This is a genomic window from Streptomyces sp. NBC_01224, assembly GCF_036002945.1.
Classification (GTDB): domain Bacteria; phylum Actinomycetota; class Actinomycetes; order Streptomycetales; family Streptomycetaceae; genus Streptomyces.
The window spans coordinates 2,747,597-2,772,347 of record NZ_CP108529.1 but is presented as its reverse complement, the minus strand read 5'-3'; the positions used below and the strand labels follow the sequence as shown (position 1 = coordinate 2,772,347).

The window sequence follows — 24,751 nt, the reverse complement described above, 5'->3', positions numbered from 1 at the left end:
CTGCGGCCGTCGGGACGGCCGTCCGCACTGGACTTGTGAGGACTCACGTGAGCTCGAAACCTGTCGTACTCATCGCTGAAGAGCTGTCGCCTGCCACGGTTGACGCCCTGGGTCCGGATTTCGAAATCCGGCACTGCAACGGCGCGGACCGCGCCGAGCTCCTCCCCGCGATCGCCGATGTCGACGCCATCCTGGTGCGCTCCGCCACCAAGGTCGACGCCGAGGCCATCGCCGCCGCGAAGAAGCTGAAGGTCGTCGCCCGCGCGGGTGTCGGTCTGGACAACGTCGATGTCTCCGCCGCCACCAAGGCCGGCGTGATGGTCGTCAACGCGCCGACCTCCAACATCGTGACCGCCGCCGAGCTGGCCTGCGGTCTGCTGGTCGCCACCGCGCGCAACATCCCGCAGGCGAACACCGCCCTCAAGAACGGCGAGTGGAAGCGCTCCAAGTACACCGGCGTCGAGCTGAGCGAGAAGATTCTCGGCGTCGTCGGCCTCGGCCGCATCGGTGTCCTGGTCGCTCAGCGCATGTCGGCCTTCGGCATGAAGATCGTCGCGTACGACCCCTATGTGCAGCCCGCGCGTGCCGCTCAGATGGGCGTCAAGCTCCTTACGCTGGACGAGCTGCTCGAGGTCGCCGACTTCATCACCGTGCACCTGCCCAAGACCCCCGAGACGCTGGGCCTGATCGGCGACGAGGCGCTGCACAAGGTGAAGCCCTCGGTGCGTATCGTCAACGCCGCGCGCGGTGGCATCGTCGACGAAGAGGCGCTCGCCTCCGCCCTCAAGGAGGGCCGGGTCGCCGGCGCCGGTCTCGACGTGTACACGAAGGAGCCCTGCACGGACTCCCCGCTGTTCGAGTTCGACCAGGTCGTCTGCACCCCGCACCTCGGCGCCTCCACCGACGAGGCGCAGGAGAAGGCGGGCATCGCGGTCGCCAAGTCCGTGCGCCTCGCCCTCGCCGGTGAGCTCGTGCCGGACGCGGTCAACGTCCAGGGCGGTGTGATCGCCGAGGACGTACGCCCGGGCCTGCCGCTCGCCGAGAAGCTCGGCCGGATCTTCACGGCGCTCGCGGGCGAGGTCGCGGTGCGCCTCGACGTCGAGGTGTACGGCGAGATCACCCAGCACGACGTCAAGGTGCTCGAACTCTCCGCGCTCAAGGGCGTCTTCGAGGACGTGGTCGACGAGACCGTGTCGTATGTGAATGCCCCGCTCTTCGCGCAGGAGCGCGGTGTCGAGGTTCGCCTCACCACCAGCTCCGAGTCGCCGGACCACCGTAACGTGGTCACCGTCCGCGGCACGCTCTCGAGCGGCGAGGAGGTCGCGGTCTCCGGCACGCTGGCCGGCCCCAAGCACCTCCAGAAGATCGTAGCCGTCGGCGAGTACGACGTGGACCTGGCGCTGGCCGACCACATGGTGGTGCTGCGTTACGAGGACCGTCCCGGTGTCGTCGGCACGGTCGGCCGGATCCTCGGCGAGGCCGGTCTGAACATCGCGGGCATGCAGGTCTCGCGGACGGACGCGGGCGGCGAGGCGCTGGTCGTGCTCACCGTCGACGACGACGTCCCGGCGTCGGTGCTCACCGAGATCTCCACGGAGATCGGTGCCGCATCGGCCCGTACGGTGAATCTGACCGACTGACGGCCTCAGGGCCCCGGGTACCCGGCATCTAGACGTGCGTCTTACACAAACGTCTGCATGCCGGGTACGCTGCTTTCATGGGACACCGTGAGGATCTGCTCGAAGGCGCCAAGCGCTGCCTGCTGGAGAAGGGATACGCCCGGACGACGGCGCGCGACATCGTGGCCGCCTCCGGTACGAACCTCGCCTCCATCGGCTACCACTACGGATCCAAGGAGGCCCTGCTCAACCTCGCCTTCCTCAAGGTGACCGAGGAGTGGGGCGATGTGCTCACCGAGCAGCCGGACCAGAACGCGGACGGCGGCGACGGCGGGCCCCGGTCGCCGCTCGACCAGTTCCGCGACACCTGGGAGCGGGTGATCGACAGCTATGAGCAGACCCGGTCCGTCTGGCAGCTCCAGATGGAGGTCGTCTCCCGGATCGACCAGGACCCGGAGCTGCAGAAGGCTCTGGCGGGCCCGCAGCGCGAGGGGCGTGACGGGCTCGCCGAGAACATGCTCGGCATCGACCCGGAGGCGGACCCGGAGAAGGCGCGGGTGGCCGGGCTGTTCTGCCAGGCGCTGCTCGCGGGTGTGATGGTGCAGTGGCTGATGGACAGTGAATCGGCGCCTTCTGCACAGGATCTGACGGACGGTCTGAAGGCGGTGCTGGAAGGGCGGGTGCGGTAGTAACGACCTCGCCCACGATTGGCGGTGGGAGAAGGAGCGGCGTCCGGGGCCTTCGAATCCAGGGCGGAGGAGGGAGTCGACGCGGAGCGTCGGCGACTGACGACAACGCCGGAGGTCCCAGACACCGCGACGCCGCTGACAATCGTGGGCGAGGTCGTAAGGGCCTGGAGCCGGCGTCCAGGTCGGGCCGAGTGCCCGGGGCGACGGCTGCGTCCTCGAACGCCGGACGGGCCGACGGGGCTCTCGGACGCGCCGGGCTCGGTGGCGGCGCGGGATCAGAGGCGCGCGCCCTTGAGTGCCATGTGCAGCAACAGCCGGTCCTCGCCGTTGTTGAGATCGAGGCCGGTGAGCCGCTGGACCCGGGAGAGCCGGTAGTAGAGCGTCTGGCGGTGGATGCCGAGTGCGGTGGCCGTACGGGAGGCCTGGCCCGCGCAGTCGAGGAACACCTCGGCGGTGCGGGCCAGATCCTTATGTGGCGGGGTGAGCAGGGCGCGGACCGCGGGATCCGCGGCCGCTTCTGCGGGGAGCGCGGTCAGCAGCCGGTACGGGCCGATCGCCGACCACTCGGCGACCGGGCCGAAGCGGGACTCGGCCGCCGCCGCGCGAGCCGCGGCCGACGCCTCGTGCCAGGCCTCGGCCAGGTCCGCCAGGCCCCGGCGCGGCACCGCGACCCCGGCGGTGGCGTGCCCGCCCGCGGAGGAACGCAGCCGGTCCGCGGCGGTGAGCGCCGCGTCGAGGACCTCGCTGGAGCGCAGCCGGATCAGCGCGGCCAGCGACGGGCCCCCGGCGGCTCCGGGGGCCGGGACCGAGGTCAGTGCGGATGCCGAGGGCACCGTACGGACCGATGGCGGATCGTCGGTCCACGGGATCACGCACACCACCGTGTGCAGGCCCTCCGCGTCCCGGCCCAGTGCCTCGTGCAGCGCGGCTACCGCCATGTCGCGCTGCCAGCCCCGCCCGGCGGTGAGGACCGCACCGAACTCCCGGGACAGATCCGTGCCCGCCCGTGCCTCGTCGGAGAGGAGCCCCCCGATCCGGGCCGCCACCTCCATCGCCGCCCTCAGCTGCTCGTCGGTCGGCCCGGGGTCCGCGTCGAGCAGCCATACGTAACCGAGCACGACGCCCCGATGGCGTACCGGCAGACAGATGCGGCCGCGGAACACCCCGGCCTCCGGGGCGGCCGGAATGCGGACCGGACCGGTGGCGCGGGCGATGCCGAAGCCCTCGAACCAGGCGCGCACTGCAGGCGTGGAGCGCCTGGTCAGGATCGAGCGGGTGCGGACCGGGTCCATCGCCGTGTCGTCGTCGCTGTCGTGGGCGCCGAAGGCGACCAGGCCGAAGTCCCGGTTCTCCAGCGTCGCGGGGGCGCCGAGCAGTCCGGAGATCTCGTCGACCAGCTCCTGGTAATCGCCCTTCACCCGGCCATTCTCGCACCCCTTCAGACATATGTCTGAGATCCCGGGAATGGATGCGTGACAGCTGTCGATGGCACACCATCGGAGGGATCCTTAGATTTCACGGTGGTTCTCCGTGCTGTACCGCTCTGTTCCTTATCTGCCGGTACGGCCTTCGTTCGTACTTTCCGTGGAGGTGCCCCGTGCTGGGTCCCGTGATTCTCGCCGCGTCCCGCAGCGACAAGATGCGCCGTTTCATCTCGGCCGCACCTGGCACCAAGCAGGTCGTCGACCGGTTCATCGCCGGTGAGACCGTCGACCAGGTCGTCCCGATCATCGAGGACGCCGCCGGCAAGGGTCTCGAAGTCACCCTCGACGTGGTCGGCGAGGACATCACCACCCCCGAACAGGCCGCCGCCGCCCGCGATGCCTACCTCGAACTGATCGAGCGCCTCAAGGACCTGGGCCTGGGCACCAAGGCCGAGATGTCCGTCAAGCTCTCCATGTTCGGCCAAGCGCTGGACGGCGGCCACGAGCTGGCGCTCGCCAATGTCCGCCCGGTCGTCGAGGCCGCTGCCGCGATCGGCACCACGGTCACGCTGGACGCCGAGGACCACACCACCCTCGACTCGATGTTCGCCATCCACGAGGAGCTGCGGAAGGACTTCCCGCAGACCGGTTGTGTGATCCAGGCGTACTTGTTCCGCACCGAGGAGGACGCCGGCCGCCTGGCCGCCGCCGGCAGCCGCGTCCGCATCGTGAAGGGCGCCTACAAGGAGCCCGCCTCCGTCGCGTACCAGGACAAGGCCGAGATCGACAAGGCGTACGTCCGCATTCTGAGGACCCTGATGGAGGGCGAGGGCTACCCGATGATCGGGTCGCACGACCCGCGCCTGATCGCCATCGCCCAGGAGCTGGCCCGGAAGGCCGGGCGCAAGCTGGACGAGTACGAGTTCCAGATGCTGTACGGCATCCGCAGCGACGAGCACATCCGGCTCGCGGCCGAGGGCCACCGGATGCGCGTATACACCGCGTACGGCACCGACTGGTACGGCTACTTCATGCGCCGCCTCGCGGAGAAGCCGGCGAACCTGCTGTTCTTCGGCCGCTCCATCCTCACCAAGGGCTGACCTGCCCGGCTGACCCCCACCCCCTGACACAAGGAGACAAGGCACTCATGGACGCTGTTACTCAGGTCCCCGCGCCGGTCAACGAGCCGGTCCACTCCTACGCCCCGGGTTCCCCGGAGCGCGCCCGCCTGGAGGCGAAGCTCAAGGAGCTCAGCCAGAACCCGATCGACCTTCCGATGACCATCGGTGGCGAGAAGCGGATGGGCGGCGGCGAGCGCTTCGACGTCGTGCAGCCGCACAACCACAAGGCCGTCATCGGTACGTTCGCCGGCGCCACGCAGCAGGACGCCCAGGACGCGATCGACGCCGCGCTGGCCGCCGCCCCGGCCTGGCGCGCGATGTCCTTCGACGACCGCGCCGCGATCATCCTGCGCGCCGCCGAGCTGTTGTCCGGTCCCTGGCGCGAGACGCTGGCCGCATCCACGATGCTCGGCCAGTCGAAGACCGCCCAGCAGGCCGAGATCGACACTCCCTGTGAGCTCGTCGACTTCTGGCGCTTCAACGTGCACTACGCGCGCCAGATCCTGGCCGAGCAGCCCCCGGCCAACTCGCCGGGCGTGTGGAACCGCATGGACCACCGCCCGCTGGAGGGCTTCGTCTACGCGATCACGCCGTTCAACTTCACGGCCATCGCGGGCAACCTGCCCACCGCCCCCGCCCTCATGGGCAACGTCGTGGTGTGGAAGCCGTCCCCGACGCAGACCCACGCCGCCGTGCTGCTGATGCAGCTCCTGGAAGAGGCGGGTCTGCCCAAGGGCGTCATCAACCTGGTGACCGGTGACGGCATTGCCGTCTCCGAGGTGGCCCTGAACCACCGCGACCTGGCCGGCATCCACTTCACCGGTTCGACCCCCACCTTCCAGCACCTGTGGAAGACGGTCGGCAACAACATCGCCAACTACCGCACCTACCCGCGGCTCGTCGGCGAGACCGGCGGCAAGGACTTCGTCGTCGCCCACCCGTCGGCCGACCACGCCGTGCTGAAGACCGCGCTGACCCGTGGCTCCTTCGAGTTCCAGGGCCAGAAGTGCTCGGCTTCCTCCCGTGCGTACGTCCCGGCCTCCATCTGGAACTCCGGCTTCAAGGAGAAGTTCGCGGCCGAGGTCGACTCCATCACCATGGGCGACGTCACCGACCTGTCGAACTTCATCGGTGCCGTCATCGACGAGCGCTCGTTCGCCAAGAACAAGGCCGCGATCGACCGCGCCAAGTCCGACCCGTCCTGCACGATCATCGCGGGCGGCACGTACGACGACTCGGTGGGCTACTTCGTCCGCCCGACCGTCATCGAGTGCAGCGACCCGGAGAACGAGGTCTTCACGACCGAGTACTTCGGCCCGATCCTCGCCGTGCACGTCTACGAGGACGACAAGTACGACGAGATGCTGGAGCAGATGGAGTCGGTCTCCGACTACGCGCTGACCGGTTCCGTCATCGCGGGCGACCGCGCCGCGGCCGCGCACACGATGGAGAAGCTGCGGTACGCCGCGGGCAACTTCTACATCAACGACAAGTCGACCGGTGCCGTCGTCGGCCAGCAGCCCTTCGGTGGCGGCCGCGCCTCGGGTACGAACGACAAGGCGGGCGCCCCGCAGAACCTGCAGCGCTGGACCCTGACCCGGGCCATCAAGGAGACGCTGGTTCCGCCGACCGACTACACCTACCCCCACCAGGGCTGATGCCCCCCGGGGCGCCTCACCCCCGGCGCCCCGCCACGAATTCCGCCTCCCGCCCGGTTCCCCTGCCGGCCGGGAGGCGGTTTCCATTCCGGGGCCGTCCCTCGGTAAAGGAACCGCTTCGCCGCCGCGTCGCCCGCCTCCGCGGCCCGCCCGTAGAAGGTTCCCGGTCCGCTACCGGTTCAGCGGTCGCACGAGGTGCGGCCCGGGGCCCAGCGGCAGGCCACCGCGGCGAAGCCGCCGTCGGCAACCACATCCACCGACAGCGCGTCGCCGCCCCGCACCGCGCGGGCCGTGCGCACCAGCCCCGTCGGCCCGTCCGTCACCGTCTCGACCAGCCATCGGCCGGACTCGATCCGCAGGGGCACCTCGGCGGTGTGCGCCGTGCCCGCGTACGTACCACCGATGAACCAGCGGCCGCCGCTGCGGCGGGCCAGGACCGCGCTGCTTCCGGGCTCACCCGCCAGCAGCCGGGTGTCGTCCCAGGCGTCCGGCAGCTGCTCCAGGAAGTGCCGGGCCACCGGGCGGGCTTCGTACGACTCGGGGGTGCCGGCCAGATTCTGTACCCCGGACTCGTACAGCACCGACAGGCCCAGCTCACCCGCGTCGGACGCGGCGTTGGGCCGGTTCGGGCGTTGGAAGGCGCCGGGGGTGAAGTCCATGGAGCCGATCACGTTCCGGGTGAACGGAAGCGTGGTCAGATGCTGGGCGGTGTTCGTCTTCTTCTCCTCGCCGTTGACGCCCTCCAGCGACATGACGTGCGGCCAGGTGCGCTGGATGCCCTTGGGGATCGTGGAGCCGTGGAAGTTGACCAGGAGGTGGTGGGCCGCCGTCTCGGGGAGGATCTTGTCGTACCACTGGAACGTCTCCTGCGCCTCCGAGTCCATGAAGTCGATCTTCACCCCCTTGACGCCCCACTTCTCCAGCGTGGGCAGCCACTGGGCGCGCTCCTCGGCGGTGTCCAGGTCGCGGTGGTGGATCCAGACCTGGATTCCGACGCCGCGCTCCCTGCCGTAGCGCACCAGCTCAGGAATCCAGCTGTGGGACTGCCAGTCGGGGTCGGTGACGTCCCACTGGTCCGGGTCGAAGTACCACCCCGCGTCGACGACGGTGTACGGCCAGTGGCGGGCGGCCGCGTAGTCGACGTACCCCTTCTGCATCTCCAGGCTCTGGCCCGCCGGACGCCCGCCCGCCAGCCAGGTCCACAGGGCCCGGCCCGGCTTGATCCAGGAGGTGTCGCGGACCTCGGAGGCCGGGGCGAGATCGTCCGTGAAGGTGGACTCGGTGACGGTCGCCAGGTCGCCGGTGACCACGGCGCGCCAAGGCGTGGTGAGCGCGCCCTTCACCTGGATCCGCTCGTCCCAGAGCTTGACGCGGTAGGTGGGGGAGCCCGCGTCATGCACCAGACGGGCCCCGGAGTAGCTGCCGGTGAGGTCGGACTCGGCGACCAGGGCGTAGCCGCCTCCGGTACGGAACAGCCCCTGCATCATGTACTCACCGGCCGGGGCGCCCGTGGCGGAGTACGCGTTGAAGAGGTTCTCGTTGTCCTTGCGGTAGTTGCCGAGCCAGGCGGACGCACCCTCGGGCAGGGTGAACGCGGAGGCCTCGTGCAGGACGTTGCCCGTGTCACCGGGCAGCACGTAGCGGTAGGCGACACCGTCGGCGGAGGCCCGGACGAGCAGATCGAGCCGGGCGCCTGCGGCGGTACGGAACCGGAAGCGCGATTCACGCATGTGGACGGTGCGGCTCCGGGTCTTGCCCGCGCTCGTGCGGTAGTGCTCGTCGACCGAGCGGTCGCTGCGGCCGAGGAACCCCAGCCCCGAGGTGAGGTCGGCCCGCTCGGTCACGATCCCCACGGGTGACGGGGCGATGACCGTCCCGCCTTCGCGGGACACCGCCAGGCTCAGTGACCCCGTCAACCGGTCGAGCCGCAGCTCCGCGCGGGGCCCGTCGGGCTTGTCCCGTACCGTCCAGGCGCTCTCCTCGGCGCGCGCGCCGGCCGCCGTCAGCAGCGTCGACGCGAGCGCGCCGCACAGGACCACCGACAGTGTTCCGATCCGGGTTCTCCATGGCTTGTGCAGTGACACGATTTCTCCCAGTCTGCAGGCTCATCGTTCACAGACCTGACCATTGGTCCGATGACTGGGAGAATGGTGGTGGAGTGAGAGAGCGTCAAGGTACCCGGCGGCAAATACGTCGGATCAATCGAGGAGGGGCGGGGGGTCGCCCCGGATCTCCTGCTGTGTCCCCGTTCGGCTCCAGCCGTGCACGATCGGCGAGAGGCCGACCGTGAAGCCGCCGCCCAGCAGGATCAGGTAGCGGCCCCGGATCGCCGTGCAGGGAAGGCGCGGGGTGGAGATGCTGCCGGACGAGGAGGGCAGCACCTATGTCCGCGGCGGGGCCGGCCGCGCGCTGCCCCGGGTGTCCGGGACACTGATCTTCGACTGGCGGGACGGGGACGTGCCCTGAGCGGAGCCCGCCCATCGCCGGAGCCCGCCCACCGACGGACCGCACACCCTGGCGCCCCGCGCCCCGTGGCCGGCCCCCTACAGCGCGCCCGCGTCCCGGGCCGTCCACACCGACGGGTACAGCGGCCGGTAGCCCAGCTCGTCGCGGGCCCGACCGGTCGACAACAGTCCGTACCAGGGGTCGGGGTCGATCCGGTCCGCCAACTCGGCCGGCACCGGCACCCCGTTGAGCTGGTGCAGCTCCACCGCCGTGACCGGGGCGTCGTCCGAGAAGTTGTAGCGGCGGCCCGCCAGGCCGGGAGCGAACAGCAGTCGCAACAGGGCCTGCGCGATGTCCGCGTGATGCACCATCGCCAGACGCTGTGTCGCGGCCCAGCCGCCCACCCACTGCATCGACTGCGCGAGGTGCGGGTGCTGGCGCAGAACGCCATGGCCGTCGCGCTGGTCGGTGAGACACGGCAGGGGCACAACGTCGTCCGGTCCTGGTTCACCGACCCGGCCGCGCGGACGCTCTTCCCGCCCGAGGACCACGACACGCACTCCCGCATTCACGTGGCCCAGCTCCGCGCGGTGTCCGCGGCCCGCCCCGACGACGCCCAGCTGGGCGCCCTGGTCAGGGAACTGCGCGAGAGGAGCGCGGAGTTCGAGGCGCTGTGGACGGAGCATCGGGTGGCGCTGCGGCGCGCGGAGCGCAAGCGGTTCCTGCATCCGGTCGTCGGGCTCCTGGACCTGGAGTGCGAGGTGCTGCTCAGCGCGGCCTGCGGGCAGAGCCTGGTCATCCACACGGCGCGGCCGGGCAGCGAGGCCCATGAGCGGCTGCAACTGCTGCGCGTGGTGGGGGTGCAGGAGTTCGGACAGCGCGTGGGATGAGTCCCCTGGGGTCATTCGTCCGGATCGGGCCGGATCAGCGAGCGGGGTCAGGTGCCGGGGCAGGCGAGCCCGGCGTGATCCGAACGAGAGGTCCTGGCCGACGGCATGGATCAGCATCTTGCCCGTGTCCTTGCCGCGCGGCATCCCGAGGAAGCCGTCCATGGTCCGTTTGAACCCGTCCGGCGCCGCGGACGCTCCCGCTGGTGGACCGGTCGGAGAGCCGCACCTCGTACACCCGGGACTGGCGGGCCGCGCAGGAGCGGATCCCGCGTGCGACAGCCGAGGCCGAGGGCGACGGAGCGGTGCTCTCGATGGTGTCCCGTGGTCTCGGCATGGCGATCATGCCGGAGCTGTCACTCGAAGGAGCACCGGACACGGTCGAGATCACGGCTCTCGGGCCGGAGCGGCCGATGGGTTCGGCCGGCTATGTCACCACCACTGAGCAGGCACAATCGCTCACTGTCCGGGCCCTGAGCCAGGAACTGAGGGCGGGCGGCCGTAAACCTCCGTCTCAGATAGTAGGAAGTCCGAGTAATTGTGGAGACAGACCGGCCGAGCTGTCCTAGCTTTGTAGAAGCCGAACGTCTCGCTAGATCCAGCGACTGGCGGTCGTGAGTGCGCGCCCTGTGCAGGCAACCCCTGCGGCGCACGCTCCCCGCCCCTTCCGGCGCCTCGAAATCCCGATCTCGAAATCACGTTCACGATTTTTCGATCTCGAAATCCTCGCGATCTCAAGGAGTCGATCCACCATGGCCGAGACGACTGTCCGCCGAGTCCGTCACACCCACCGCCCGACCGAGTCGGAGCGCCAGAATGCCGCCGCCGCCCTGCAGCGGGCCCTCGACCGAAGGGACAACGGCGGCTCCACGGGCCACTGAGAACGGTCGGCCGCGGCTGCTCTCGAAGTGGTCGATGCGCTCGCCCGACTGGGCGAGTGCGGTGACCTTCATCCGGGCGTTCCGTCCGGGCCGCGCCTCCACCGCCAGGAACGAGAAGCCGGTGCAGCGCACCCGTGACCACTCCACGGTCCCGGTCGCCTTCCCGCCTCCCTTGACCACGTGGTACGTGTCCACGCTGTCCTGGTCCTGGACGTGTCCCTCGTAGGTGTCCGGTGCCGGAAAGAACGGTACACGTACAGCTTCCCATGTGTCCGCATGGTGGACGTGACGTGTCATGGTGTGGGACGCGCAGTAAGGTGCGGACATGTCTCGCAGCATCAATCTCGCAGTGATCCCTGGTGACGGTATCGGCCAGGAGGTAGTGGCTCAGGGCCTCAAGGTCCTCCATGCTGTTCTCCCGCAGGATGTGAAGCTGGAGACCAAGGAGTTCGACTTCGGCGCCAAGCGCTACCAGGCGACCGGTGAGACCCTCACCGACGCGGATGTCCAGGCGCTCAAGCAGCACGACGCGATCCTGCTCGGTGCGATCGGGGACCCCTCGGTTCCGTCCGGCGTCCTGGAGCGCGGCTTCCTGCTGAAGCTCCGTTTCCTCTTCGACCACCATGTGAACCTGCGGCCGTCGAAGCTCCTCCCGGGTGTCGCGACCCCGCTCAAGGGGCAGCCGGAGATCGACTTCGTCGTGGTCCGCGAGGGCACCGAGGGCCCGTACACCGGCAATGGCGGTTCGATCCGCACCGGCACCCCGCACGAGGTCGCCACCGAGGTCTCGGTCAACACCGCCTTCGGCGTCGAGCGTGTGGTCCGCGACGCCTTCGCCCGCGCCCAGGCCCGCCCGCGCAAGAAGCTGACGCTGGTCCACAAGAACAACGTGCTGACCTACGCCGGGCACCTGTGGACCAACATCTTCAACAAGGTCGCGGCCGAGTTCCCGGACGTCACCACCGACTACCTGCACGTGGACGCGGCGACGATCTTCCTCGTCACGCAGCCCGAGCGCTTCGACGTGATCGTCACCGACAACCTCTTCGGCGACATCATCACCGATCTCGCCGCGGCCGTCTCCGGTGGCATCGGCGTCGCGGCCTCGGGCAACATCAACCCGAGCGGCGAGTTCCCCTCGATGTTCGAGCCGGTCCACGGCTCCGCCCCGGACATCGCGGGCCAGGGCAAGGCCGACCCCACGGCCGCGATCCTCTCCGTCGCCCTTCTGCTGCGCCATCTCGGCTACGAGGCCGAGGCCGTGCGCATCGAGGACGCCGTCTCCGCCGACCTCGCGGAGCGCGACAGCGTGACGACTCGTACCACCGACGAGATCGGCGACGCGCTCGTGGTACGCGTAGCGAGCTGACTCGACGACTCCATTTTCGAAGCCGCCGGGTCGCAACCGCACCCGGCGGCTTCTCGTATGCGGTCCCGGGTGCCACCATCGACCACTGGACCGCATTCACGTCGTTTCGTGCACGGCCACCCGGGAGCGATAATCGAACGGGGCCGTGGCTCGCGGTGAAGCTCGGACGTCCTAGCACCTGTCTGACAGGAGCGGCGTGAGCGCGGTCCAACACACACAACCGGTGAAGGACACGCACACATGACGACGCCCACGATCGAGCTCAAGCCCTCCTCGAACCCGCTGTCCGACGCGGAGCGCGAGGCGATCCTGGTCAAGCCCGGATTCGGCCGCTACTTCACCGATCACATGGTGACGATCCGGTGGACCGAGGGCCGCGGCTGGCACGACGGCCAGCTCGTCCCCTACGGCCCGCTCTCCCTCGACCCCGCGACCACGGTCCTGCACTACGCGCAGGAGATCTTCGAGGGCCTCAAGGCCTACCGCCGGCCCGACGGCTCCGTCGCCACGTTCCGTCCCGAGGCGAACGCCAAGCGTTTCCAGGCATCGGCGCACCGGCTGGCCATGCCGGAACTGCCCGTCGAGACGTTCATCGAGGCGTGCGACGTGCTGGTCCAGCAGGACAAGGCATGGGTTCCGGCACACGGCGGCGAGGAGTCGCTCTACCTGCGCCCCTTCATGATCGCGACCGAGGTCGGCCTCGGTGTGAAGCCCGCCAACGAGTACCTCTTCGTCGTCATCGCCTCGCCCGCCGGCGCCTACTTCCCCGGTGGCGTCAAGCCGGTCTCCATCTGGCTCTCCGAGGACCGCGTCCGCGCCGTCCCCGGCGGCATGGGCGACGCCAAGACCGGCGGCAACTACGCGGCGTCCCTCCTCGCCCAGGCGGAGGCCGCGGCGAAGGGCTGCGACCAGGTCGCGTACCTCGACGCGGTCGAGCACAAGTGGGTCGAGGAGCTCGGCGGCATGAACCTGTACTTCGTGTACGGGAACAAGATCATCACCCCGGCCCTGACCGGCTCCCTGCTCGCCGGCGTCACCCGTGACTCGCTGCTCAAGGTCGCCCGCGACCTCGGCTACGAGTCCGAGGAGGGTCGCGTCTCCATCGACCAGTGGCGGAGCGACACCGCGAACGGCACCCTCACCGAGGTCTTCGCCTGCGGCACCGCGGCCGTCATCACCCCCGTCGGCACCGTCAAGTCCGCGGGCGGCGAGTGGACCCAGAGCGAGGGCGCGCCCGGCGAGGTCACGATGAAGCTGCGTGAGCGCCTGCTGGACATCCAGCGCGGCGTCGCCGAGGACACCCACGGCTGGATGCACCCGCTCGGCTGACCAGCCGGTTCCGTACAGACGAAGGCCGCGCCCGGCTGCTTGCCGGGCGCGGCCTTCGTCGTGCTGTGCCCGGCTGGGATCCCGACGCTCTCGAGCTCGGGCGTCAGGTTCGAGGTGCCCGGCGCCAAGTACGGAGGGGCAGCCCGCCCTCGTGCTCCAGCGCTCCGACCCGCACTGCTCCAAGCCGTTCAGCCGCGTCTTCCTCGCGCGCGGCAGGGACGCCACGCCCGCGCCGCCCCCCCGGCCTGACCGGACTTCCCGGCCCCGGCGAGGTGTATGTCTCGCCCGCGCTGAGCGATCAGCTCCGGCGGGAGCCCGGACTCAAGGGGCTGCTGCCCGGCACCGTGAAGGGCCTGATCGGCCCCGCGGGTCTGACCGACCCCAATGAGCTCTACGCCTACGTCGGTACCAGCAGGGACCGACTCGGCGGTGAGGCAAGGGCGTTGAAGAGCTTCGGCTCCGAGCACCCGCCCACCACGGCCGTCGAGTCCTCGACCCTCGACATCCTGCGCTTCACGCTCGCCGCGCTGGTCCTGCTGCCCCTTGCCGTCTTCCTCTCCGTCTGCGCCAAGCTCTCCGCAGCCGGCCGTAACCGGCGCCTTGCGGCCCTGCGTCTGCTCGGCCTCAGCGCCAAGGGCACCCAGCGCGTCAACGCCGCCGAGACCGTCGTCGCGGCGCTGCTCGGTGCGGCACTCGGGCTCGCCGAGTTCTGGCTGCTCAACCAGATCACGGCCAGGACGGGCCTGCGCGGACCGACCCCGACGCCGGATCAGGCTCGCAGGCCCCGCCCTGGTCGCCACCTGCGCCCAATTCGCGAAGCTGGTGCGGCACGCCGAGGGCTGTGTGGACGGCAACGTGCTGAGCCTGAGCGACCCGGAGGTGTCGGAACAATCGCTCTCCACTTCGACCTTCCGCATGGTGAAGGGCGGAGAGCAGGCACCCCTGAAGGTCCATGTGCCGCGCGCCACCGTCCTGTTCGACGGATTCGACGTCACCAACGTGCCGAGCCCCGGCCTGATCGTCCCTCCTTCGGCGCTCCCGGCGCACGCGGTTCCCGTCTCCGCCAGGCTCGTCCTGGCCGGTGCCTCCGACCCCGCCACCGTGCGCGCCGTCCTCGACCGCATCGGCGCCATCGCGCCCACCGCCGATGTCGACCCGGCCGGCATCAACATCGGCGTCCTCGCGCTGGCGATGGCGGGCACGTGGCCGCTGATCGGCCGCCGCATCGATCCGGAGCGACTGACCGGCCGCCGTATCGATTCGCCGTGACTGACCGGTCACACGATTGGAGCGCTGCTCGAAAGGGGTGACTAGGCACTTCCGCTTCCTGCCCACCCCTGGTTAGAGTGCTGCTCTAAACAGGAGGTGTGCGGGCGTGCGACTGACCCCGACGGAACGTGACCGGCTGCTGCTCTTCGGCGCCGCCGAACTGGCCCGGGCCCGCCGCGCCCGAGGGCTGAAGCTCAATGTCCCCGAGGCGACCGCTCTGATCGCGGACACGGTCTGCGAGGCCGCCCGCGACGGGCGCAGGCTCGCCGAGGCCATCGAGGCCGCACGGTCCGTGCTCGGTCCCGACGATGTCCTTCCGGGGGTCGCCGATGTGGTCACCGAAGTCCATGTGGAGGCCGTCTTCGACGACGGTTCGCGGCTCGCCGTGGTCTCCCGGCCGCTGGGCGGCGGGCTCGGCGACGACGCTCCCGGGGCCGTCGTCCCGGGTCCAGCCACGCCCGAGCCGGAACCGGCGGCGCGCCTCGCGGTCCGCAACACCGCGACCGTGCCGGTCTCCGTGACGTCGCACTTCCACTTCTTCGAGGCCAACCCGCGGCTCGACTTCGATCGGGCGGCGGCGTACGGGATGCGGCTCTGCGTCCCCGCCGGGTCCTCCGTCCGCTTCGGGCCGGGGGAGTCGGTCGAGGTCGGGCTGGTGCCCATCGGCGGAGACCGGATCGCCATCGGGTTCGCCGGACTGGTCGACGGACCGCTCGACGCGCCCGGCGCACGCGAAGAGGCCCTGCGGCGCGCGGTGGCATGCGGATACCTGGGAGCAGAGCGATGAGTATCGATCCGTACGAGTACGCCTCCGTACACGGCCCGCGTGCCGGGGACCGGGTCAGGCTCGGTGACTCCGGGCTGACCGTCCGCGTCGAGTCGGACGCACAGCAGTACGGCGAGGAGTTCCTCGCCGGATTCGGCAAGACCGCCCGCGACGGGCTGCATCTCAAGGCCGCCGCCGTCCGGGACACCTGCGATGTCGTCATCAGCAATGTGCTGGTCATCGATGCCGTGCAGGGCATCCGCAAGGTGTCGATCGGTATCCGCGAGGGCCGGATCTCGGCGATCGGGCGGGCCGGTAACCCGGACACCCTCGACGGCGTCGATGTCGTCGTCGGAACGGGGACGACGATCGTCTCCGGCGAGGGGATGATCGCGACGGCGGGCGCTGTCGACACCCATGTCCATCTGCTCTCGCCGCGGATCATGGAGGCATCGCTCGCCTCCGGTGTCACCACGATCATCGGCCAGGAGTTCGGCCCGGTCTGGGGCGTCGGCGTCAACTCGCCCTGGGCCCTGCGCCATGCCTTCAACGCGTTCGACGCCTGGCCGGTCAACATCGGCTTCCTGGGACGCGGTTCGTCCTCCCACGAGGCGCCGCTGGTCGAGGCGCTCGCGGAGGGCGGGGCCTGCGGCTTCAAGGTCCACGAGGACATGGGCGCCCACACCCGCGCCCTGGACACCGCACTGCGGGTCGCCGAGGAACACGATGTCCAGGTCGCCCTGCACAGCGACGGGCTGAACGAGTGCCTGTCGGTCGAGGACACCCTGCGTGTCCTCGAAGGCCGCACGATCCACGCCTTCCACATCGAGGGCTGCGGCGGCGGACACGTCCCCAACGTCCTCAAGATGGCGGGCGTCGAGAACGTCATCGGCTCGTCCACCAACCCGACGCTGCCCTTCGGCAGGGACGCCGTCGCCGAGCACTACGGGATGATCGTCTCCGTACACGACCTCAAGACGGACCTGCCGGGTGACGCCGCCATGGCCCGCGACCGCATCCGCGCCGGAACGATGGGAGCCGAGGACGTCCTGCACGACCTGGGCGCCATCGGCATCACGTCCTCCGACGCACAGGGCATGGGACGGGCCGGTGAGACGGTACGCCGCACCTTCGCGATGGCCGGGAAGATGAAGGCCGAACTCGGCCCGATGGACGGCGACGGCCCCGCGGACGACAACGCCCGGGTGCTGCGCTACATCGCCAAGCTCACCATCAACCCTGCCATCGCCCATGGCCTCGCGCACGAGATCGGCTCCATCGAGACCGGGAAGCTCGCCGACATCGTGCTGTGGCGGCCGGAGTTCTTCGGTGCGAAGCCGCAGCTCGTGCTGAAGTCCGGCTTCCCGGCGTACGGGGTCACGGGCGACCCGAACGCCGCCACCGACACCTGCGAACCCCTGGTCCTCGGACCGCAGTTCGGAGCGTACGGAGCCACCGCGGCCGATCTCTCCGTGGCCTTCGTCTCGCAGGCCGCGACCCAGCTCGGTGCGGACCTGATGCCCACACGCCGACGCCGTGTCGCAGTGCGTGGCACCCGCGGCATCGGCCCCGGCGACCTCGTCCACAACTCCCGTACCGGAGAGGTCGCGGTGGATGCCCACAGCGGTCTGGTCACCCTGGACGGCGACCCGCTGCGCTCCGAGCCCGCCGACTCCGTCTCCCTCAACCGCCTCTACTTCCTCTGACGCCTCTCCAGGACACTTCATGACCTTCCGCATGCCGCCCGAGTGGGCCCCGCACGAACGCACCTGGATGGCCTGGCCGGGCCCCAACCCCACCTTCGACACCGACGCCGAACTGGACGAGGCCCGCAGCGCCTGGGCCACCGTCGCCCGCGCCGTCCGCCGCTTCGAACCCGTCACGATGGTCGTCGGCCCGGGCCAGGAGAACAGCGCCCGCGCACTTCTCGGCCCTGACATCGAGCTGGCCGTCCGCCCGCTCGACGACGCCTGGATGCGCGACATCGGTCCCACCTTCGTCAGTGACGGGCGTCAACTGGCCGCCGTCGACTGGACGTTCAACGGCTGGGGCGCCCAGGGATGGGCCCGCTGGGAGCACGACCAGCACATCGCCCGCTCCGTCGCCGAGCTCGCGGCCGTCCCCGTACACAGCTCCACGCTCGTCAACGAGGGCGGTGCCATCCATGTCGACGGCGAGGGCACCGTCCTGCTCACCGAGACCGTCCAGCTCGGCAAGGAACGCAACCCCGACTGGACCCGCGAGCAGGTCGAGGCCGAGATCCACGCCAGGCTCGGCACCGAGAAGGCCATCTGGCTGCCGCGCGGACTGGCCGGTGACTACGGCACGTACGGCACCCTCGGTCATGTCGACATCGTCGCCGCCTTCGCCCGCCCCGGCACCGTCGTCGCCCATGTCCAGCCGGACCCGGCCCATCCCGACCACGAGATCACCCGTGAGACCGTCCGCACCCTGCGCGCCGCCACCGACGCCAGAGGTCGCTCCCTGAACGTGGTGGAGGTCCCCGCGCCCACCGTGTTGCAGGCCGACGGGGAGTGGGTCGACTACTCCTACATCAACCATTACCTCTGCAACGACGGCGTGGTTCTCTGCGCCTTCGACGACCCACGCGACAAGGAGGCGGCGGCGATCTTCGGTGAGCTGTTCCCCGACCGTACGGTGACACTCGTCGACGCCCGTACGATCTTTGCCGGCGGTGGAGGCATCCACTGCATCACGCAGCAGCAGCCGAAGGTCTGAACCGTGCCCCCCGCTCCACGCCGTCGCAACACCGCCCCGCCCCGCGAGGAACTGCTGGCCGCCGCCATGGCCACCATCGCCGAACGGGGCCTCGACGGCCTCACCATGGCCGGGCTCGGCCGCGAGGTCGGCATGAGCAGCGGACACCTCCTCTACTACTTCCGCACCAAGGACGAGCTGCTGCTCCAGACCCTGGAGTGGAGCGAGGGCCGGCTCGGCGCCCAGCGGCGCACCCTGCTGTCCGGTCGGGCGACGGTCCGCGAACGGCTCGACGCGTACATCGATCTGTACCTCCCCGACGGCCACCGCGATCCGCACTGGACGCTCTGGCTGGAGGTCTGGAACCGCTCGCAGAACGCCGACGACGACGCACGCGCCCGGCAGGCCGCGATCGAGGGCGCCTGGCACCGCGACCTGGTGGCGCTGCTGGCGGAGGGCGCCTCGCGCGGGGAGTTCCGTACCGTCGACGCCGAACGGTTCGCGACCCGGCTGCGCGCCCTGCTCGACGGGTTCAGTGTCCATGTCGCGGTCGGCATCCCCGGCACCAGTCGCTCCCAAGTCCTCGGCCAGGTCCGGGAGTTCATCGACGACTCGCTCACCGTCCCGGAGCGGCCCACTCCGTCGTGTACTAAACGCACTTAAGTACGCGTGATCGTTGCCCGTTGCGGCCTTGTTACGTTCCCGGCTGTTCGGGCACGGTGGCGGACCATGGGACGACAGCAGTGGAAGAAAATCTGGGTCGGCTCCGCCGGCAACATGGTCGAGTGGTTCGACTGGTTCGTGTACGCGACCTTCGCCGTCTACTTCGCGGATTCGTTCTTCCCCGAAGGCAATGAGACCGCCAACCTCATGAACACCATGGGCATCTTCGCCGTCGGCTTCTTCATGAGGCCGGTCGGTGGCTGGGTGCTCGGCCGGATCGGTGACCGCAGAGGACGCAAGGCTGCGCTCACCCTCACCGTCACCCTCATGTCGGCCTCCGCGGTCCTCATCGCCATCGCGCCGACGTACGACGTCGCGGGATACGGCGGTGTCGCCGTCCTGCTGGTGGCGCGGCTGCTGCAGGGCCTCAGCGTCGGGGGCGAGTACGCCGCCAGCGCCACCTATCTGACCGAGGCGTCCGCGCCCCACCGGCGCGGCTTCGCCTCCAGCTTCCAGTACGTGTCCATGACCGCGGGACAGCTCATCGGCCTCGGCCTCCAGATCATCCTGCAGCGCAACATGTCCGACGCGGCCCTGCACAGCTGGGGCTGGCGCATCCCGTTCATCGTCGGTGCGCTCGGTGCCGCGATCGTCTTCTATCTGCGCCGCTCGATGCTGGAGACCGAGGTGTACGCGGAGTCCGGCGCCGCCGAGCAGGAGGACCGCGGGACGCTGAAGGCGCTGTGGCAGCACAAGCGCGAGGCGTTCCTGGTGATGGCGCTGACCATGGGCGGGACCGTCGCGTACTACACGTACACGACCTATCTCACCAAGTTCCTCTCCAGGAGCGCCGGCATGGAGAAGTCCACCGCCTCGCTCGTCAGCTTCTGCGCCCTGTTCGTCTTCATGTGCATCCAGCCGCTGGCCGGACTGCTCTCCGACCGGATCGGCCGCCGCCCGCTGCTGATCACCTTCGCAGTCGGCTCGACGTTCCTGACGGTGCCGATCATGACGATGCTCAAGCACGCGGGCACCTTCTGGCCCGCGTTCGGCCTGGCGCTCCTCGCCCTGGTCGTCGTCACCGGGTACACCTCGATCAACGCCTGTGTGAAGGCCGAGCTCTTCCCGACCGGCATCCGCGCCCTGGGCGTCGCCCTCCCGTACGCCATCGCCAACGCGCTCTTCGGCGGTACCGCCGAGTACGTGGCGCTCTGGTTCAAGAAGTCGGGCGTCGAGTCCGGCTTCTACTGGTACGTGGCGGGCTGCGCCGCGGTCTCCCTGGTCGTCTATCTGACCATGCGCGAGACCCGCGACATCGACCTCGGCCGGGTCGGTGCCGACCGGAGGACCGGGCAGGCGGCCCCGGCGGAGTCGTCCGGAGCGACGAGCGTCACGCCCGCATCCTGAGACGGGCCACGGCACGGAGGCAGCCCTGTGCAAGACTGCCTCCGTGCCCTCGTTCGTCATGATTATTGGCAACAGGCGCGCCGGTCCGCAGTGACCGTCCCGTACCACCATGTGCGGCACGGCCACCGTGCCCCAGACCCGCGCGCAGACCTCTCGCACCCGCGAGGGGTTTTTTCGTTTTCCGGCCCTCACCTCGGCCGGGGCGAGGTGCGCGGGATGATGGGGGCAAGTGGAGCCAGATCGTCCGGATCCACTCATCCGACAGGAGTCAGACCAGCATGACCACCAAGGCCAAGGCCACCGACGACAGTTTCCATGTCTTCGACACCACACTGCGCGACGGGGCCCAGCGTGAAGGCATCAACCTGACGGTCGCGGACAAGCTGACCATCGCGCGGCACCTGGACAACTTCGGCGTGGGCTTCATCGAGGGTGGCTGGCCCGGCGCCAATCCCCGGGACACCGAATTCTTCGCCCGCGCCCAGCAGGAGATCGAGTTCAAGAACGCCGAGTTGGTCGCCTTCGGCGCGACCCGCAGGGCCGGTGGCAAGGCCGCCGAGGACCACCAGGTCAAGGCGCTGCTGGATTCCGGTGCCTCCGTGATCACGCTGGTCGCCAAGTCCCATGACCGCCATGTGGAACTCGCCCTGCGCACCACCCTCGAAGAGAACCTGGAGATGGTCCGCGACACCGTCTCCTTCCTCCGTGAGCAGGGCCGCCGGGTCTTCGTGGACTGCGAGCACTTCTTCGACGGCTACCGCGCCAACCCCGAGTACGCCAAGGCCGTCGTCCGCGCCGCCTGGGAGGCCGGCGCCGATGTCGTCATCCTCTGCGACACCAACGGCGGGATGCTCCCGGCCCAGGTCCAGGCCGTCGTCTCCACCGTTCTCGCCGACACCGGCGCCCGGCTCGGCATCCACGCCCAGGACGACACCGGCTGCGCGGTCGCCAACACCCTGGCCGCCGTCGACGCGGGCGCCACCCACGTCCAGTGCACCGCCAACGGCTACGGCGAGCGGGTCGGCAACGCCAACCTCTTCCCCGTCGTCGCCGCCCTGGAACTCAAGTACGGCAAGGCCGTCCTGCCCGAGGGCGCACTCGCCGACATGACCCGCGTCTCGCACGCGATCGCCGAGGTCGTCAACCTGACGCCCTCCACCCACCAGCCCTATGTGGGTGTTTCCGCCTTCGCCCACAAGGCCGGACTGCACGCCTCCGCGATCAAGGTCGACCCCGACCTGTACCAGCACATCGACCCCGCGCTGGTCGGCAACACCATGCGGATGCTCGTCTCCGACATGGCGGGCCGCGCCTCCATCGAGCTCAAGGGCAAGGAGCTCGGCATCGACCTCGGAGGCGACCGGGAACTCGTCGGCCGGGTCGTCGAGCGTGTCAAGGAGCGCGAGCTCAAGGGCTACACGTACGAGGCTGCCGACGCCTCCTTCGAACTGCTGCTGCGCGCCGAGGCCGAGGGCCGGGCACGCCGCTACTTCCGCACCGAGTCCTGGCGCGCCATCGTCGAGGACCGCCCCGACGGCACGCACGCCAACGAGGCGACCGTGAAGCTCTGGGCCAAGGGCGAGCGCATCGTCGCCACCGCCGAGGGCAACGGCCCGGTCAACGCACTCGACCGGGCGCTGCGCGTCGCGCTGGAGCGGATCTACCCGCAGCTCGCCAAGCTGGAACTGGTCGACTACAAGGTCCGCATCCTCGAAGGCCGCACCGGCACCGAGTCCACCACCCGCGTCCTCATCACCACGGGCGACGGCACCGGCGACTGGGCGACGGTCGGCGTCGCGGAGAACGTCATCGCGGCGTCCTGGCAGGCGCTGGAGGACGCCTACACGTACGGGCTGCTGCGCGCCGGGATCGAGCCGGCGGAGTAGTCGTCGCGGGGCGGGCCCACCGCACGTTCGCCGTGGGCCCGCCGGACCGGTCGTGCCGCTCAGGCCGCAGAGCGGGGAAGGCCAACGGAACGGCTTTCCTCGATGACTTGATAGCCGACGCTCGTGTACAGGTTCATGGCCACCTCGTTGCCGCCCCACACGGTGAACATCAGCGTCGAATCGCCGGCTGCGAGCGTTGCCTGTTCGCCGGCCGCCATCGCGGCCCGCCCGTACCCTTTGCCGCGGTGCTGCTCCTGGACGTACAGCGAGTAGCCGTAGGTGACCCCGGGGAGGTGCCCGTGCTTCAACCAGCCGGTGCCGATCTGCTCGCCCGCCGCATCGAGCACCAGGAACGTGTTGTCGGGCGTCGCCAGGCCCTCGGGAATCAGCTTCGCGAAGTCGCGGTCGGACTTGCGTGCGGCCTCCTCGGGGCTCAGGGCTCCCGCCCGGACGATGTCGCCGACATAGGCGGCCTTCTCGGAGGCGAGCCACTCGGGATATTCGGCCTGTTTCATCGGTCGTGCGGTGACGCCGTCGACTGGTTCCGGCGGGGAACCGACGCGCCGCGCCCTGAGCTGGCCGTGGACGCGGTAACCGTCGAACAGCTCGCCGGCGGGCTCGGTGAGCCGTATGTCCAGTCGGCCTGCGCCGCGTTCCGCGCACCATCCCTCGGCCCAGTCCCGGGCGGCCTGCTCGTGCCCCCGGCCGGCGTGGAGCGCGTCGACGCCGAGGTCGCCGATACGCCCCGCGAGCGCGCCGTTGTCGTCAGCCACGACCACGGCGACGTATCCCACTCGGATCCCGGAGTCCGTGATCTCGGCGACGGTCCAGTCGCCGGTGTCGGCGCGTACATCCTCGAGCATGCGCTCCGCGGCGGCCGCACCGAGCCCGGCCGCCGTGTACGAGACGCGTAGCCGCCGCTCGAAGTCCCTCTGCCATTCCGCGTTGTCGCCAAGGGTGCTGAATTCTGTCACCTGGTCACACTGGCCACGTTGTCATGGACCTGGGCGGGTGATTCCGGTGTCAATACGCTTCCCGGACTCGCGTACTTCCCACAGAGCTACCGGCAACCGGCTGACCTGTCCGATTCGATGCACGCCACGCTTCTGCATGAAGGCCCTCGGATTCGGTGGGCGGTGGCGCGCAAGTCGCCCACCTGGGTTAGCTTCGATGTATGCGGAACAGGCTGTTCCCGACCTTGTTGGCAGGCCTGCTGCTGATCCTGTCGGTGGCCGTGCTCGCCATGGCACCTGCTGCGCCCGCAGCGGTCGGCGCATCCACCATCAATGATGTCGCGCAGGCGCTGCGCAAGAGCCCGGTGTACGTCGACCCGGCCGCCGCCGACCAGCTCTCACCGGGTCAGGCGGCCGCCCTGACGAAGAAGATCAAGGACGCCGACAAGCCCGTGTTCGTGGCGGTGCTGCCGCGGACCTCGGCGTTCCCCGAGCAGAACCTGCTCACCACCCTGCGCACCGACACCGGCATCACCGGCGTCTACGCGGTCCGCCTCGGCAATGGGTTCAACGCGGGCGCCGACCCCCGGGTGATGTCCACCCGAGCGGTCCAGAACCTCGTCGCCGCCGTGAAGACACCCGGCACGGACACCGACGCCGCGACCCAGCTGAACGCCTTTGTCGACCGGGCCGTCGAACAGGCCCGGGGCAGCGCCCCCGCCTCCTGGGGCGGCTCCGCGGGCAACGGATCATCGTCCACCGTCGGACTGATCACGGTCGGCGCGATCCTGGTGCTGGGCGCCGGCACGGCCTACACGATCTTCCGGCGCAACCGGAAGCGCAAGGAGGCCGAGGAGCGGGCCGCACTCGACAAGCTCCGGGTCGTCGTGGACGAGGACATCACCGCGTACGGCGAAACCCTGGACCGGCTCGACTTCCACCCCGCCGAGCCGGGCGCCGACGACAGCATGCGCGCCGACTACGAGAGGGCGCTCGACTCCTACGAGAGCGCCAAGATCCGCATGTCGAAGGCCCAGCACCCGTCCGATGTGCGCGGTGTCACCCAGGCCCTGGAGGACGGCCGCTTCTCCCTCGCAGTCCTGGAGGCCCGCCGCAAAGGCGGTGAACCGCCCGCCCGCCGCCCGCCGTGCTTCTTCGATCCGCGCCACGGCCCCTCGGTCGCCGACGTCCGGTGGTCCCCGTCCGGCGGAACGGCCCGTGAGGTCCCGGTCTGTGCGGCGGACGAGATCCGGCTGCGCGAGGGCGAGGAGCCGCTCGGCCGTACCGTCGACACGGGCGACGGCCGCCGCCGCCCGTACTGGGAGGCGGGCCCGGCGTACGGCCCCTGGGCGGGCGGCTACTTCGGCGGCGGTCTGCTCCCCGGCCTGCTGGTCGGCACACTGCTCGGCTCGGCGCTGTCGAGCCCGGCGTACGCGGCGGAGTACGGCGGTGGTGACTTCGGCTCCGGCGGTGACTGGAGCGGCGGGGACTTCTCCGGCTCCGACTTCGACTCTTCGGGCTTCGACGGCGGCGGCTTCGGCGGCGGCGACCTCGGGGGCGGCGGCTTCGACGGAGGCGGGTTCTGAGCCGCTGACCGGCTATCTCTCGGGCAGGTGCGATTCATGCTAGACCTGAAGTTATGTCTGGTATCGGCCGATTCCGGGCGA

At 70.0% G+C, this 24,751-nt stretch carries 18 protein-coding genes and 3 pseudogenes; 16 read left to right on the top strand and 5 right to left on the bottom strand.

The features are described from left to right. Positions 1-47: 47 nt before the first annotated feature. Positions 48-1,640: a phosphoglycerate dehydrogenase gene (gene serA / locus OG609_RS11795; protein WP_327272765.1), complete on the top strand. Its 1,593-nt coding sequence runs from the start codon at positions 48-50 to the stop codon at positions 1,638-1,640. Between the two features lie 77 nt (positions 1,641-1,717). Continuing rightward, complete coding sequence (locus tag OG609_RS11790; protein WP_327272764.1) at positions 1,718-2,308, top strand: TetR/AcrR family transcriptional regulator; 591 nt, start codon at positions 1,718-1,720, stop codon at positions 2,306-2,308. A 275-nt stretch (positions 2,309-2,583) separates the two neighbouring features. Here OG609_RS11790 and OG609_RS11785 read toward each other — a convergent pair whose 3' ends face one another. Beyond that, positions 2,584-3,726, bottom strand: a complete 1,143-nt coding sequence (locus OG609_RS11785; protein WP_327272763.1) for a PucR family transcriptional regulator — start codon at positions 3,724-3,726, stop codon at positions 2,584-2,586. 179 nt (positions 3,727-3,905) lie between these two features. Between OG609_RS11785 and OG609_RS11780 the strand changes: the two genes are divergently transcribed. Beyond that, positions 3,906-4,832, top strand: a complete 927-nt coding sequence (locus OG609_RS11780) for a proline dehydrogenase family protein (protein ID WP_327272762.1) — start codon at positions 3,906-3,908, stop codon at positions 4,830-4,832. A gap of 47 nt (positions 4,833-4,879) precedes the next feature. Then, a complete protein-coding gene (gene pruA, locus OG609_RS11775; RefSeq protein ID WP_327272761.1) occupies positions 4,880-6,511 on the top strand; it encodes an L-glutamate gamma-semialdehyde dehydrogenase in 1,632 nt (543 codons plus the stop codon). Between the two features lie 179 nt (positions 6,512-6,690). Here the strand turns inward: pruA and OG609_RS11770 are convergent, their stop codons facing one another. Together OG609_RS11770 and OG609_RS11765 are read right to left on the bottom strand one after the other, a co-directional pair. Continuing rightward, a complete protein-coding gene (locus OG609_RS11770; protein ID WP_327272760.1) occupies positions 6,691-8,595 on the bottom strand; it encodes a glycoside hydrolase family 97 protein in 1,905 nt (634 codons plus the stop codon). A 459-nt stretch (positions 8,596-9,054) separates the two neighbouring features. Further along, positions 9,055-9,387 (bottom strand): annotated as a pseudogene (locus OG609_RS11765) (NAD-dependent epimerase/dehydratase family protein); the annotation flags it as partial. Between OG609_RS11765 and OG609_RS11760 the strand changes: the two are divergent. Together OG609_RS11760 and OG609_RS11755 are read left to right on the top strand one after the other, a co-directional pair. Next, complete coding sequence (locus OG609_RS11760; RefSeq protein WP_327272759.1) at positions 9,319-9,846, top strand: MmyB family transcriptional regulator; 528 nt, start codon at positions 9,319-9,321, stop codon at positions 9,844-9,846. The pseudogene OG609_RS11765 and the gene OG609_RS11760 sit on opposite strands and share 69 nt — an antisense overlap. 179 nt (positions 9,847-10,025) lie before the next feature. Continuing rightward, positions 10,026-10,412 (top strand): annotated as a pseudogene (locus OG609_RS11755) (LysR substrate-binding domain-containing protein); the annotation flags it as partial. Positions 10,413-10,733: 321 nt separating this feature from the next. Here the strand turns inward: OG609_RS11755 and OG609_RS11750 are convergent. Further along, positions 10,734-10,967 (bottom strand): annotated as a pseudogene (locus OG609_RS11750) (phosphoesterase); the annotation flags it as partial. Positions 10,968-11,049: 82 nt separating this feature from the next. Between OG609_RS11750 and OG609_RS11745 the strand changes: the two are divergent. From OG609_RS11745 to cimA, 9 genes are all read left to right on the top strand, one after another. Next, positions 11,050-12,093: a 3-isopropylmalate dehydrogenase gene (locus OG609_RS11745; RefSeq protein WP_327272758.1), complete on the top strand. Its 1,044-nt coding sequence runs from the start codon at positions 11,050-11,052 to the stop codon at positions 12,091-12,093. A gap of 240 nt (positions 12,094-12,333) precedes the next feature. After that, the gene (locus tag OG609_RS11740; protein ID WP_327272757.1) at positions 12,334-13,422 is read left to right on the top strand and encodes a branched-chain amino acid aminotransferase; all 1,089 of its coding nucleotides are present in this window, start codon (positions 12,334-12,336) and stop codon (positions 13,420-13,422) included. An 822-nt stretch (positions 13,423-14,244) separates the two neighbouring features. Then, a complete protein-coding gene (locus tag OG609_RS11735; protein ID WP_327272756.1) occupies positions 14,245-14,691 on the top strand; it encodes a hypothetical protein in 447 nt (148 codons plus the stop codon). Positions 14,692-14,797: 106 nt separating this feature from the next. After that, the gene (gene ureA, locus OG609_RS11730; RefSeq protein WP_266357642.1) at positions 14,798-15,478 is read left to right on the top strand and encodes an urease subunit gamma; all 681 of its coding nucleotides are present in this window, start codon (positions 14,798-14,800) and stop codon (positions 15,476-15,478) included. Further along, complete coding sequence (locus OG609_RS11725) at positions 15,475-17,163, top strand: urease subunit alpha (protein ID WP_189279106.1); 1,689 nt, start codon at positions 15,475-15,477, stop codon at positions 17,161-17,163. The genes ureA and OG609_RS11725 overlap by 4 nt, the downstream gene beginning before the upstream one ends. Positions 17,164-17,182: 19 nt before the next feature. After that, positions 17,183-18,196, top strand: a complete 1,014-nt coding sequence (locus tag OG609_RS11720; protein ID WP_327272755.1) for an agmatine deiminase family protein — start codon at positions 17,183-17,185, stop codon at positions 18,194-18,196. Between the two features lie 3 nt (positions 18,197-18,199). Continuing rightward, entirely contained in the window at positions 18,200-18,838 is a 639-nt protein-coding gene (locus OG609_RS11715; protein ID WP_327272754.1) for a TetR/AcrR family transcriptional regulator, read from the top strand. Between the two features lie 66 nt (positions 18,839-18,904). Continuing rightward, positions 18,905-20,245, top strand: coding sequence for an MFS transporter (locus OG609_RS11710; protein ID WP_327272753.1), 1,341 nt, complete (start codon positions 18,905-18,907; stop codon positions 20,243-20,245). Between the two features lie 278 nt (positions 20,246-20,523). Further along, positions 20,524-22,131, top strand: coding sequence for a citramalate synthase (gene cimA, locus OG609_RS11705; RefSeq protein WP_327272752.1), 1,608 nt, complete (start codon positions 20,524-20,526; stop codon positions 22,129-22,131). A gap of 59 nt (positions 22,132-22,190) precedes the next feature. Here the strand turns inward: cimA and OG609_RS11700 are convergent, their stop codons facing one another. Further along, entirely contained in the window at positions 22,191-23,105 is a 915-nt protein-coding gene (locus tag OG609_RS11700) for a GNAT family N-acetyltransferase (RefSeq protein WP_327272751.1), read from the bottom strand. Positions 23,106-23,305: 200 nt separating this feature from the next. Between OG609_RS11700 and OG609_RS11695 the strand changes: the two genes are divergently transcribed. Beyond that, positions 23,306-24,670, top strand: coding sequence for a hypothetical protein (locus tag OG609_RS11695; RefSeq protein WP_327272750.1), 1,365 nt, complete (start codon positions 23,306-23,308; stop codon positions 24,668-24,670). The last annotated feature ends 81 nt before the right edge of the window (positions 24,671-24,751 follow it).